The 12,111-nt window shown below is 68.7% G+C and carries 13 protein-coding genes; 9 read left to right on the forward strand and 4 right to left on the reverse strand.

Annotated elements, in window-relative coordinates; genetic code table 11:
* Nucleotides 1–9 precede the first annotated feature (9 nt).
* Genes narH through ACXJKM_RS01835 form a run of 5 tightly spaced genes read left to right on the forward strand, consistent with a single transcriptional unit; the run spans nt 10 to nt 4,373 of the window.
* Nucleotides 10–1,533 (forward strand): nitrate reductase subunit beta, encoded by a 1,524-nt coding sequence (gene narH / locus ACXJKM_RS01815; RefSeq protein WP_056197881.1) that lies wholly within the window; start codon nt 10–12, stop codon nt 1,531–1,533.
* A gap of 8 nt (nt 1,534–1,541) precedes the next feature.
* Nucleotides 1,542–2,234 (forward strand): nitrate reductase molybdenum cofactor assembly chaperone, encoded by a 693-nt coding sequence (gene narJ, locus ACXJKM_RS01820; RefSeq protein WP_056197879.1) that lies wholly within the window; start codon nt 1,542–1,544, stop codon nt 2,232–2,234.
* On the forward strand, nt 2,231–2,926 hold the full coding sequence (gene narI / locus ACXJKM_RS01825; RefSeq protein ID WP_056197877.1) for a respiratory nitrate reductase subunit gamma: 696 nt from the start codon (nt 2,231–2,233) through the stop codon (nt 2,924–2,926). The genes narJ and narI overlap by 4 nt, the downstream gene beginning before the upstream one ends.
* An 8-nt stretch (nt 2,927–2,934) precedes the next feature.
* Nucleotides 2,935–3,684 carry a peptidylprolyl isomerase gene (locus ACXJKM_RS01830; RefSeq protein WP_457349866.1) on the forward strand — a complete coding sequence of 250 codons (750 nt, stop codon included), beginning with the start codon at nt 2,935–2,937 and terminating at the stop codon, nt 3,682–3,684.
* Entirely contained in the window at nt 3,684–4,373 is a 690-nt protein-coding gene (locus ACXJKM_RS01835; protein WP_056197873.1) for a carbonic anhydrase, read from the forward strand. The genes ACXJKM_RS01830 and ACXJKM_RS01835 overlap by 1 nt, the downstream gene beginning before the upstream one ends.
* Here ACXJKM_RS01835 and ACXJKM_RS01840 read toward each other — a convergent pair.
* Nucleotides 4,370–4,762, reverse strand: coding sequence for a hypothetical protein (locus tag ACXJKM_RS01840; RefSeq protein ID WP_056197871.1), 393 nt, complete (start codon nt 4,760–4,762; stop codon nt 4,370–4,372). The two genes, ACXJKM_RS01835 and ACXJKM_RS01840, sit on opposite strands and share 4 nt — an antisense overlap.
* A 172-nt stretch (nt 4,763–4,934) precedes the next feature.
* On the opposite strand from ACXJKM_RS01840, the gene moaA reads away from it, so the two are divergent.
* The 4 genes from moaA (at nt 4,935) to ACXJKM_RS01860 (ending at nt 9,322) form a co-directional block, all read left to right on the forward strand.
* The gene (gene moaA, locus ACXJKM_RS01845) at nt 4,935–6,005 is read left to right on the forward strand and encodes a GTP 3',8-cyclase MoaA (protein ID WP_457349929.1); all 1,071 of its coding nucleotides are present in this window, start codon (nt 4,935–4,937) and stop codon (nt 6,003–6,005) included.
* A gap of 87 nt (nt 6,006–6,092) precedes the next feature.
* Nucleotides 6,093–7,298, forward strand: coding sequence for an NAD(P)H-dependent flavin oxidoreductase (locus ACXJKM_RS01850; RefSeq protein WP_457349868.1), 1,206 nt, complete (start codon nt 6,093–6,095; stop codon nt 7,296–7,298).
* Nucleotides 7,299–7,399: 101 nt separating this feature from the next.
* Entirely contained in the window at nt 7,400–8,842 is a 1,443-nt protein-coding gene (locus tag ACXJKM_RS01855; protein WP_457349870.1) for a hypothetical protein, read from the forward strand.
* Between the two features lie 36 nt (nt 8,843–8,878).
* Entirely contained in the window at nt 8,879–9,322 is a 444-nt protein-coding gene (locus ACXJKM_RS01860) for a hypothetical protein (RefSeq protein WP_457349872.1), read from the forward strand.
* Between the two features lie 3 nt (nt 9,323–9,325).
* Here the strand turns inward: ACXJKM_RS01860 and ACXJKM_RS01865 are convergent, their stop codons facing one another.
* From ACXJKM_RS01865 to nirK, 3 genes are read right to left on the reverse strand one after another with little or no spacing between them, the layout of a single operon-like run.
* Nucleotides 9,326–9,889, reverse strand: coding sequence for an SCO family protein (locus ACXJKM_RS01865; RefSeq protein WP_457321489.1), 564 nt, complete (start codon nt 9,887–9,889; stop codon nt 9,326–9,328).
* Nucleotides 9,886–10,626 (reverse strand): formylglycine-generating enzyme family protein, encoded by a 741-nt coding sequence (locus tag ACXJKM_RS01870; RefSeq protein WP_457321488.1) that lies wholly within the window; start codon nt 10,624–10,626, stop codon nt 9,886–9,888. The genes ACXJKM_RS01865 and ACXJKM_RS01870 overlap by 4 nt, the downstream gene beginning before the upstream one ends.
* Nucleotides 10,626–12,059, reverse strand: coding sequence for a copper-containing nitrite reductase (nirK, locus tag ACXJKM_RS01875; protein ID WP_457349874.1), 1,434 nt, complete (start codon nt 12,057–12,059; stop codon nt 10,626–10,628). The genes ACXJKM_RS01870 and nirK overlap by 1 nt, the downstream gene beginning before the upstream one ends.
* Nucleotides 12,060–12,111 lie beyond the last annotated feature (52 nt).

Here is a 12,111-nt window from a genome sequence, read left to right on the forward strand (position 1 = left end):
GAGCACGCAATGAAGATTCGCGCACAGATCGGCATGGTCCTGAACCTGGACAAGTGCATCGGCTGCCACACCTGCTCGGTGACCTGCAAGAACGTCTGGACCAGCCGCCCCGGCGTCGAGTACGCCTGGTTCAACAACGTGGAGACCAAGCCCGGCATCGGCTATCCCAAGGAGTGGGAGAACCAGGACAAGTGGAACGGTGGCTGGATCCGCAAGCCCGACGGCAAGCTGGAGCCGCGCCAGGGCGGCAAGTGGAAGCTGCTGATGAAGATCTTCGCCAACCCCAACCTGCCGGAGATCGACGACTACTACGAACCCTTCACCTTCGACTACGACCACCTGCAGTCGGCCCCCGAGATGAAGCATGCGCCCACGGCCCGCCCGCGCAGCCTCATCACCGGCCAGCGCATGGAGAAGATCGAGTGGGGCCCGAACTGGGAGGAGATCCTCGGCGGCGAGTTCAGCAAGCGCAGCAAGGACAAGAACTTCGACGACATCCAGAAGGACATCTACGGCCAGTTCGAGAACACCTTCATGATGTACCTGCCGCGGCTGTGCGAGCACTGCCTGAACCCGGCGTGCGTGGCGAGCTGCCCGTCGGGCTCGATCTACAAGCGCGAGGAAGACGGCATCGTGCTGATCGACCAGGACAAGTGCCGCGGCTGGCGCATGTGCGTGTCGGGCTGCCCCTACAAGAAGATCTACTACAACTGGAAGAGCGGCAAGGCCGAGAAGTGCATCTTCTGCTACCCGCGCATCGAAGCGGGCCAGCCCACCGTCTGCTCCGAAACCTGCGTTGGCCGCATCCGGTATCTCGGCGTGCTGCTGTACGACGCCGACCGCATTCTCGAGGCCGCCGCCACGCCCAACGACAAGGACCTCTACCAGGCCCAGCTCGACCTCTTCCTGGACCCCTTCGACCCCGCCGTCATCAAGCAGGCGCGGGCTGACGGCATCCCGGAGAACTGGCTGGAAGCGGCGCGCAACAGCCCGGTCTACAAGATGGCCGTGGACTGGAAGGTGGCGCTGCCGCTGCACCCCGAGTACCGCACGCTGCCCATGGTCTGGTACGTGCCGCCGCTGTCGCCCATCAGCGCGGCGGCCAACGCCGGCCAGCTGGGCGAGGTGGGCGAGCTGCCCGACGTGAAGCAGTTGCGCATCCCCGTGCAGTACCTCGCCAACCTGCTGACCGCGGGCGACACCGTGCCCGTCGTCGGCGCGCTGGAGCGCATGCTGGCCATGCGCGCCTACCAGCGCGGCGTGCACGTGGACGGCGTGAAGAACCTGGCCGTGCTCGATCAGGCCGGCCTCTCCGAAGCCCAGGTGCAGGACATGTACCGCGTGATGGCCATCGCCAACTACGAGGACCGCTTCGTCATCCCGACGACGCACCGCGAGTACGCCGAGAACGCCTTCAACGTGCGCGGCGGCTGCGGCTTCAGCTTCGGCAACGGCTGCTCCGAGGGCGTGACGGAAACGAGCCTCTTCGGCTCGGAGAAGAAGCGAACCATCCCCATCAAGGCAACGATCTGAGGGCCGCCATGTTCACCAAACCCACCCACGCCCCCTACAGCCTGCGCGTGCTCGCCGCGCTGCTGCGCTACCCGGATGCGGCCTTGCGTGCCGCCGTGCCCGAGCTGCAGCAGGCCCTGCGCGCCGAGGCCGCGCTGCCGGCGGCTCGCATCGACGAGCTGTGCGCGCTGCTGCAGCATCTTCATCGCGACGACCCCTTCGCCGTGGAAGCCGACTTCGTCGACCTCTTCGACCGCGGCCGCGGCACGGCCCTGCACCTGTTCGAGCACATCCACGGCGACTCGCGCGAGCGTGGCCCGGCCATGGTCGACCTGCAGCAGACCTACGAGCGTGCGGGCCTGTACCTCGCGCCCGGCGAGCTGCCCGACCACCTGGCCGTGGTGCTGGAGTACGCCAGCACGCAGCCGGCCCGCGAGGCACACGACTTCCTCGCCGAGATCGCTCACATCACGCGGTCCATCTTCAGCGCGTTGAAGCGTCGCCAGAGCCCCTATGCCAGCGTGCTGGCCGCCGCGCTGGAGTTGGCGGGCGAGCGCGCCGAGCGCGTCGAGATTCCGCCCGAGCCCGAGCTCGACGAAGACTGGGCCGAGCCCGAGGCCTTCGGCGGCTGCTCGTCGGCCGGCCAGTCGCGGCCCGAGCAGCCGCAGCCCATCCACATCGTGCGCAAGCCCAGTGCGCATCAACCGGGAGCCCAGGCATGAACGCCGTCCACAACTTCCTGTTCGTCGTCTACCCCTACATCTGCCTGGCCGTCTTCCTGATGGGCAGCCTGGCCCGCTTCGACCGTGATCAGTACACCTGGAAGAGCGACAGCTCGCAGCTGCTGCGCAGCCGGGGCATGAAATGGGGCAGCAACCTCTTCCACGCCGGCATCCTGTTTCTGTTCGTTGGCCACACGGTAGGCATGCTGACGCCTCATGCCGTCTACGAGCACTTCATCAGCCCTGCAACTAAGCAGATGCTGGCCATCGTGGCCGGCGGCGTGGCGGGCACGTTCTGCTTCATCGGCCTATCGATGCTGATCTGGCGCCGCATGACCGACCCGCGCATCCGCCTCACCAGCCATCGCACGGACCTCGCCATCCTGTGGATCCTGTGGGTGCAGCTCAGCTTGGGCCTCATCACGCTGCCGTTCTCGCTGGCGCACGCCGACGGCACGGTCATGCTGGTGCTGAGCGACTGGGCGCAGCGCATCGTCACCTTCAACCCCGACGCGAGTGGCCTCGTGGCCCTGGCCTGGCCCTACAAGGTCCACATGGTGCTGGGCATGACGATCTTCCTGCTGTTCCCGTTCAGCCGCCTCGTGCATGTGTGGAGCGGGCTGGCCTCGGTTTTCTACGTCTTCCGTCCGTATCAGGTTGTGCGCTCGCGTCGCCTGAATCTCCCGAAGTGAGGCAGGCCATGGCTTACGTCAACCACATCGAAATCGCCGCCGTCGAAGAGGCGCTGGACGAGGCCGCGCTGCGCCAGCGCGCCTGCACCGAGCTGCTGCGCCAGCGCGCCATCGAGCTGGGCCTGCTCGCAGCCGACGACCCCGCGCCGCGCGAGGGAGCGCTGAGCGAGGCGGCCAGCCAGGCCATCGAGGCGCTGATTGCCCGGGAGCTGGCCGGCCCCGAGCCGGACGAGACGGCCTGCCTGCGCCACTACGAGGCCAACGCCAGGCACTACGCGCAGGGCGAGCGCGTGCAGGTGCGCCACATCCTGTTCGCCGTCACGCCCGGCGTGGACGTGGGCCTGCTGCGCCAGCGCGCGGAAGGGCGTCTGATCCAGCTGCGCGCCAGCGACGTGGCCGCTTTTGACGAAGCGGCGAAGATGCTGTCCAACTGCCCGAGTGGCGCCGAGGGCGGGCGGCTGGGCTGGCTGACGGCGAACGACTGCGCGCCCGAGTTCGCCAAGGAGCTGTTCGGCCGCAGCGAGATCGGCGTGTTGCCGCAGCTGCTGCACAGCCGCTTCGGACTGCACATCGCCGCCATCGACGCACGCGAGCCGGGGCGGCTGCCGGCCTTCGAGCAGGTGCGCGAGGCCGTGGCCCAGCGCATGCGCCAGCTGCATCAGATCAGCGCGCTGCGCCAGTACCTGCAGACACTGGCCGCGGACGCGCGACTGGAAGGTGTCGAGCTTCAGCAAGCGAGTTCACCATTGGTGCAGTGATGCCCGACGAGCTGCTCGAACGCCTGCGCCGCTTCCAGACCGATGCCTTCCCGCAGCAGCGCTCGCTGTTCCGGCATCTCGTCGACGACGGCCAGCATCCGCTGACACTCTTCATCGGCTGCTCGGATTCGCGCCTCGTGCCCTATCTGCTGACCGGCGCCGGCCCGGGCGAGCTTTTTCTCGTTCGCAACGTCGGCGCCTTTGTGCCGCCGTACGACCAGAGCCAGGGCTTCCACGGCACGGCGGCGGCCATCGAGTACGCGGTGCTGAACCTGCAGGTGCACCGCATCATCGTCTGCGGCCACAGCCACTGCGGCGCCATCCGGGCGCTGTACGGCGAGGTGGCGCCGGCCGCGCAGAACCTCGCCCGCTGGCTGGACCTGGGCCGCGAGGCCGCGTTGCCGGTGGCCGAGCCCGGCCCCGAGGTGATGCGCCGCACCGAGCAGCGCGCCATCGTGCTGCAGCTGGAGCGGCTGATGGACTACCCGATGGTGCGCGAGCGCGTCGAGGCGCGGTCGCTGACGCTGCACGGCTGGCACTACGTCATCGAGGACGGCGAGGTGCACGTGTTCGACGTGGCCGTTGGCGCCTTCGTGCCCGCCTCGCGCGCCGACAACGCCGGCACCGGGCCCTACCTGCTGAGCAGCGAGGAAGACGGGATGGACGCCAGCGGCGTCCCCATCGTTTAGCCGATAAACACGGTCTCGCCAGTCGGGTTGAACGACAGCAGCCCGCCGAACTCACCGGTCTCCACGCGCTTGGTCAACAGCTCCAGCATGCGCTGGATCTCGCTGGTGGTCGTGCGGCCGGCCAGGGCAGCGGTGAACATCAGTTGCCAGGCCGGCCCGGCGTGGCGCGCCTCGGCGGCCAGGGTCGCAAAGTCCTGCAGCTCGGCCGGGTCCTTGTCCACGCACATCAGCGGGCGCAGCACGCCGCCCTCGCCGGCGGCATGGGCGGCCCGCTGCTCGGGCGTCGCGTCGGGTTCGCACTCGGCCGTGGTGAAAACCATCAGCAGCCGTTGCGGCTCGGGCTGGGCACGGGCCATGGCCAGCAGGTCGTTGAAATGCTCGATGTTCATGGTCGACACCGTAACGCGCTGCCGCCGCGGTGTGCGCGGCGTGCGGACGAGGCGGCCATCGCCCAAAAGGAGTAGGTCGCCGGTGCCCTCGTCCTGCCACGGCCGGATGGGCCGGGCCGGGGCCGCTGCCCAGAATGCCGGCATGGACGCAAGGACAGCCCCTTTGCTTTGGATGCCCCGTGTGATCGCCTCGCTGGCACCGCTGGACGGCACGCTGCGCGACCGCCGCCAGCGTCCCTGGCGCGACCTGCGCATCTCGCTGACCGACCGCTGCAATTTCCGCTGCAGCTACTGCATGCCGCGCAGCCGCTTCGGCCCCGGCCACCGCTTCCTGCCGCAGTCGCAGCTGCTGAACTTCGAGGAGATCGCCCAAGTCGCCCGCCAGGCCCTGGCCCTGGGCGTGCGCACGCTGCGCCTGACCGGCGGCGAGCCGCTGCTGCGCCGCGACCTGGCCACGCTCGTGCGCCAGCTGGCCGCGCTGCGCACGCTGGACGGCACGCCGCCCGACCTGGCGCTGACGACCAACGGCAGCCTGCTGGCCGGCCAGGCCGCTGCGCTGCGCGACGCCGGCCTGAACCGCCTCACAGTGAGCCTCGATGCGCTGGATGACGCCGTCTTCCAGCGCATGAACGACGTCGGCTTCCCCGTGGCCGAGGTGCTGCGCGGGCTGGAGGCGGCGCAGCGCGCGGGCTTCGAGCGCATCAAGGTCAACATGGTGATGCGCCGTGGCGTCAACGACGGCGAAGCGCTGCCGCTGGCCGAGCACTTCCGCGAGAACTTTGGCGCAGGGATGGTGCTGCGCTTCATCGAGTTCATGGACGCCGGTTGCCACAACGGCTGGAAGATGGACGAGGTGCTGCCCAGCGACGAACTGCGTGCGCGCATCGCCGCGCGCTGGCCGCTGCTGCCGCTGCCCGCCACCCGTGGCGGCGAGACGGCGCAGCGCTGGCGCTACGCCGACGGCGCGGGCGAGATCGGCTTCATCAGCAGCGTCAGCCATGCCTTCTGCGGCGACTGCACGCGCGCCCGGCTGACGGCGGACGGCCGCCTCTTCACCTGCCTGTTCGCACCCCAGGGCCACGATCTGCGCCCGCTGCTGCGCGCTTCCCAGGGCGGCGAGACGGAGCTGCGGGAGCACCTGGCCGGCATCTGGGCGCAGCGCGGCGACGCCTACTCCGAGCAGCGCGACAAGCTGCGCCTGCTACAGCCCGAGCGTGCGGACATGCATGTGCTGGGCGGTTGACGAATCCACCTGACCTTGCACCAGATCAAAGTGGTGCGGGGCGCTTGCGCCCAGCATCGCCCCTTCCGCCTTTCATCCGCCCACGCCATGACCACTCCTTCGCTTCTCGACCGCATGGCCATGGCCAGCCTGAAACCCCTGCTGATCCGCGGCCGACAGTTGCTGCCCATCGTGCAGGGCGGCATGGGTGTGGGCATCTCGGCCCACCGGCTGGCCGGCAGCGTCGCCGCCCAGGGCGCCTGGGGCACCATCGCCTCGGTGGACCTGCGCCGCCACCACCCCGACCTGATGGCCCGCAGCGAAGGCATGCGCGATAGCGACGAGAACAAGAAGACCGTCATCCAGCAGGCCAACCAGGAGGCGCTGGCGCGCGAGATCCGCCAGGCCCGCGAGATTGCCGGCGGCCGCGGCGTGCTGGCCGTCAACGTGATGCGCGCGGTGAGCGACTACGCGGCCTCGGTGCGCACCGCGCTGCAGGAGGGCGTGGACGCGCTGGTGGTGGGTGCCGGCCTGCCGCTGGACCTGCCCGAGCTGGCCCAGGACCACCCCAACACGGCCCTCGTGCCCATCCTCAGCGACGCGCGCGGCGTGGCGCTGCTGTGGCGCAAATGGGAGCGGCGCCAGCGCATCCCCAGCGCCATCATCATCGAGCACCCGGGCCATGCCGCCGGCCACCTGGGCGCGGCGCGCGTGGCCGACCTGGGCGACGCGCGCTTCGACTTCGAGACCGTGCTGCCTGCGGTGCGCCAGCTGATCCGCGACGCTGGCGTGGAGGGCCAGGTGCCGCTGATCGCCGCCGGCGGCGTGCGCTGCTGCGAGGACATCCAGCGCCTGCAGTCCCTGGGCGCCGACGCGGCCCAGCTCGGCACGGCCTTCGTCGCCACCGAGGAGTGCGACGCCCACCCCAGCTTCAAGCAGGTGCTGGTGGAAGCGCGTGACGAGGACCTGGTCGAGTTCACCAGCGTGGCCGGCCTGCCCGCCCGCGCGGTGATGACGCCGTGGCTTCGCAAATACCTGAAGGCCGAGGAAAGGCTGCAGGCCGTGGCCCAGCTCAAGCAGCGCTGCACGATGGCCTTCGACTGCTTGAGCCAGTGCGGCCTGCGCGACGGCCTCAAGGGCTGGGGCCAGTTCTGCATTGACCAGCGCCTGGGGTCGGCATTGCGGGGCGAGGTCAACAAGGGTCTGTTCTTCCGCGGCCGTGGCGGGCTGCCCTTCGGCAGCCAGATCACCAGCGTGCGGCAGTTGCTGGAGCGCCTGCTGACGCCCGGCATCGCCGTTGGAACTCCTGCGTGATGCCGGCGTCCTGGCTTGACCGTTGTTACGGGGAGCTCCTATCCTCGCGCCCCATCCCGCCGGAGGCCCTGCGGCCTTGACGCCCCGAAGGAGCGCTCCCCATGTCCACGCCGCCCGACCAGTTGCCCAAGCGAGGAGGCGCCCGGACCGCCGTGCGCGAGGTGCTGGAGTCGGTCGATGCGAAGCCCACGAAGGGCGACCCGGTGGTCACGGCCAAGGGCAAGTACGACGCCGCCAAGCTCAAGCTCGAGCAGGGCGATCTGGCCAAGGTGCCCGGTGCGGCACCGCCCGGCGTGGAATCAGCGCATGCCGCCGTGCAGAGCGCCCGCAATGGACTGGTGGCTGACCCCAAGAACCTGCAGGACTATGTCCGGGCTGCCAAGGCCCTGGACGTGCTGGGCAGTAAGGTGGCTGACTACCTCAAGGCCGAGACCAAGGCCATGCAGCAGCTGAAAAAGAAATACGACGACACCAAGGCGGAGATCGACAAGGCGCTCAAGGCCCTGCCGGCCACGGCACCGAGCGGATTGACGGCCGCATTCGATGCGGTCACCCAGGCCAAGGCCAAGCTGCCCGCCGACCCCAAGACCATCACGGCCTATGTCGACGCCATCAAGGCCTTGCCGGAATTCAAGACTGCCGTGGCCGACTGCGCCAGGGCGGTAGCGCGCAAGGCCAATGTCGACAGCGGCACCGCAAAGTTCGGCTCGACGGGCACCGAGCTGAAGCAGCTCAAGGGCTCGGCCAAGCTCAACGACGAGCAAAAGCGCATCCTCGACCAGGCGCTGAAGAACCAGCTCGGCAAGACCGACAAGCCGATGTCGGACAGCGAGCTGAAGAAGTTGGCCCAGACCGTGGTCGACAAGACCAACCAGCTCGCCGAAACGCCGCTGGAGAAAGTTCCCAAGGGCAGCAAGACCATCAAGAAGGGGCTCAAGGGGATCAACGAGAAGCTGGCCCAGTCGCCCACGCTCAAGACCAATATCGTCAAGCTGCAGCAGGACAAATGGGTCATCAAGCTCAACGAGCCGGGCGGGGGTAGCTACTGCGACAAGGTCAACAAGACCATCGCCATCGACCCCAGCGACCCGCTCGACGAGGCCCTGGGTGGGCTGGCGCACGAGACCGGCCACGCGCTGTTCACGCCGCCGCCCAAGCCCACGCTGAACAGCGTGGCGGACGGGCTGGAATATGTGCGCAAGGCCACCGAGGTGGACTTCATCGACGAAGGCGAAGCCCAGCTCGTGGCCTGCCGGGCCGCCAAGGAGCATGCGGCCGAGGGCGTGGTGAGCGAGGTGCCGGCCGACGCCTCCGGCAAGTTCATGGCCATCTACGACAAGCTGGAAAAAGGCGACATCGACGAGGCCACGGCGCGCCAGGAGATGGCCAAGGAGTTTGGCGACCTCATCACCAGCACGACCCATGAAGACTACAAGACCTACTATGGCCGCGGCCATATCGACACCTGGAACAGTGCCCATGCGTCCGAGCCGGCCAAGCAGCTCGACTACGCTGACTTGAGCGGCGTGACCCTCTTCCCCTGATCTTTGAAGCCCGCACCCCTTTCGGAGCGCCAGCCCATGAGCGACCTGACCCTCTTCGCAATGATTGACCAGTTGGTGGCCGAGCCAGCGCTGGATCCCGCCAAGGTCTCAAGCCTCCTCGGCGTCACCCTGGTGCGGGACCCGGATGCCGACACAGCCGCCATTGAGGCCTGGGCGCCGGCTGCAGGCAAGGGCGGGGCGTATGAAGCGATCGACCTGCGCATGCCCGACGCCGACATTGGCGACGGCGCCGTCTTCCTCAGTGCAACGCTGCGCGAGGATGGCGGCATCGACGGGACCGCCATCGGCACGCACTACGGGCTCGACTTCAAGACCGAGATCCCGTCGCCGCGCTTTCGTCCTGGCAGCGTGCCGGTCTATCTGGTGTACGAGCGGGAGTGGGGCACGCTGTCCTTTGGCGTTACGGCGGACGCGCAGCGCCGGCTGGTTCGCTTCGTGGTGTCGACGCGCCGCCGTTGACGGTCAGGGCTGGCGCGCCGCCACCTGCTTGCGGATCGCGTTGACCATGTTTGCATCCGCGCCGGCCAGCATGGAGGTGCGCGCCGTGATGCGGCCTTCGCCGTCGAGCAGGATGAGCTCGGCGCTGTGATTGAACTCTCCGTCGGGCAGGGCGCGGTACTGGAACTTCAGCAGCGCGGCGATCTTGCGCACCGTGGCCGGGTCGGTGCGGGCCAACGTCCATTGCGAGGCGTCCAGCCCACGCTCCTTGGCCATGGCTTCCAGCTTGGCCGGCGTGTCGCGCGCCGGGTCGAAGCTGATCAGCAGCACCTTCACGCGCCGGCGCTCGGCCTCGGTCAGCGCCGCCTCGGTGTCGCGCGCCGCGTCGATCAGCATCGGGCAGACGAACTGGCAGGAGGTGTAGAACATGCTGACCAGCACCGGCTGGCCGCGTCCGCCATCCAGGCGGATCACCTGGCCCTGTTGGTTGGTCAGCCTGGCATCCAGCTGGTAGACCGAATCGCCGGGCAGGGCGGCCATGGCCGCGCCGGCCAGCGACAGCCAGGCCCAGATCAGAAATCGTTTCATGGCTTTACCTCGCGAGCACATCGAAAGCCCAGGCTGCCGGTGCTGTCGGCCGCGCTGAGAGAAGAGAGCAGCGCCACGCGCATCAGCACGGCGTAGTTCTGGCGGTCCTGCAGGTCGATGGCACCGGCGCCACAGAACTTCAGCCGGTCCGGGTCACTGGCGCTGCGGCTGTCGGCGTTGACGAGCAGGGCGTTGAAGTCATCCACCCATTCCCAGGCCACGCCGTGCAGGTCGCGCACGCCGTAGACGTTTGCCGCGCCTCCCACCGCTGGCAGCGCGCGGTTGGCCGGGCGGGCATACCAGCCCAGGATGCGCGCCAGCCAGGCCGGGTCGCCGCGAGCATCGGTGCGCGTGGCGTCGGCCGCGGCGGCGTATTCCCATTCGTACCAGGTCGGCAGTCGGCCGCCCTCGGACTCGCAATAGGCCTGGGCGGCGAACCAGCTGACCTCGGTGACGGGGGTGTCATCACCGCCGGCCTCGGCGCTGACTTCGGCCCAATGGCGCAGATAGCCGGCACCGGCGAAGGCCTCAGGCGCGCGGCTGGCCTGCCATTCGGTGTGGGTGGACAGAAAGTGGCCGAACTCGCTACGCGTGACGGGCGTCTCGCGCATCTGGAAGGCCGCGACGCGCGTCGGCTCGCGGTCGGTGTCGCGCGCCAGCACGCTGTTGAGCGTGCCGGCCGGCAGGGCCACATAGGCCGCGCCGGCCAGGCCCAACAACGCGCTGGCCAGGGCCATCAGTGCGCTGCCTGGTTGGTGGTGGCGGGCTTGGCGGCGCGCTGCTTCCTGACCTCGTCGGCCGAGACGCTGCCGCCTGCATTGCCCCAGCTGTTCAGCACATAGGTCAGGATGTTGGCGACCTCGTCGTCGTTGAGCTGGTTCATCGGCGGCATGACCGAGTCGTAGTCCTTGCCGTTGACCTTGACCTTGCCCGACAGGCCGTGCAGCACGACGCCGACGGCCCGCTTGGCGTCCTGTCCCAGCCAGTCGGACTTGGCCAGCGGCGGGAACACGCCCGGCAGCCCGGCGCCGTTGGCCTGGTGGCAGACCGAGCAGGTGCCGGCGAACAGCGCCTGGCCGGCGGCGATCTGGTCCTTGGCCGTCAAGGTGCCGCCCGCGGCGGCCGCGGTGGCGGTGGTCACGGCGCCGAGGTTGGGCGCGGCGCGGTCACCCAGGTAGACCGAGTCGACCTCCTTGCCGGAATAGATGCTCTTGTCCTCGGGACCGTCGATCTTCAGGATGGCCAGCGCGCCCTTGTTGAAGGCGCGGAAGATGGAGTGGTCGACCATCACATAGCTGCCTGGCACCTTGGCCTTGAAGTCGACGATGGCCGCGCCGCCGGCGGGGATCAGCGTCGTCTGCACGTTTTTCTGCGCCAGCGTGCCGCCCTCGAAGCGCACGTTGTCGAAGATGGCGCCGATGACGTGAAAGCTCGACACCAGGTTGGGGCCGCCGTTGCCGACGAACAGGCGCACGCTCTCGCCCACCTTGGCCTTGATCGCCTTGTCACCGGTCAGCGCGCCCTCGGCGCCGTTGAACAGCACATAGGTCGGCTGCTCGGCGATGGCCTTTTCCATGTCGAAGGGCTGCTGGCCCTTCTCGCGGTATTTGCCGGTCGTGTAGAAGTCGCCCTGCATGACGTAGAACTCATGGTCCACCTTGGGCAGGCCTTGGGGCGGCTCGACGAGGATGAGGCCGTACATGCCGTTGGCCACGTGCATGCCCACCGGCGCGGTGGCGCAGTGGTAGACGTAGATGCCTTCGTTGAGGGCCTTGAAGGTGAACTGCGATTCATGGCCCGGCGCCGTGAAGCTGGATGCCGCACCGCCGCCGGGGCCGGTGACGCCGTGCAGGTCGATGTTGTGGGGCATCTTGCTGCTCGGGTGGTTCTTCAGGTGGAACTCCACCGTGTCGCCCTGGCGCACGCGGATGAAGCTGCCCGGCACGGTGCCGCCAAAGGTCCAGAAGGTGTAGCTGACGCCCTCCGAGATGGGCATGTCTTTCTCGACGACCTCCAGCTCGACGATCACCTTGGCCGGCGACTTGCGCCCGGTCGGTGGCGGCACGAAGGGCGGGCTGGTCAGCTGAGCCTGTACAACTGGCAGAGCGGGTGCGCCCTGAGCCAGCGTGGACGTGGTGATCGCGGCGAGCAGAAGCAGGCGCAGCAGCATGGCGGGTCTCCGTTGTGGTTCGGGCCATGCTAGGCAGCACAGGTAGGTGCGG

This window comes from Roseateles sp. P5_D6 (assembly GCF_054049415.1).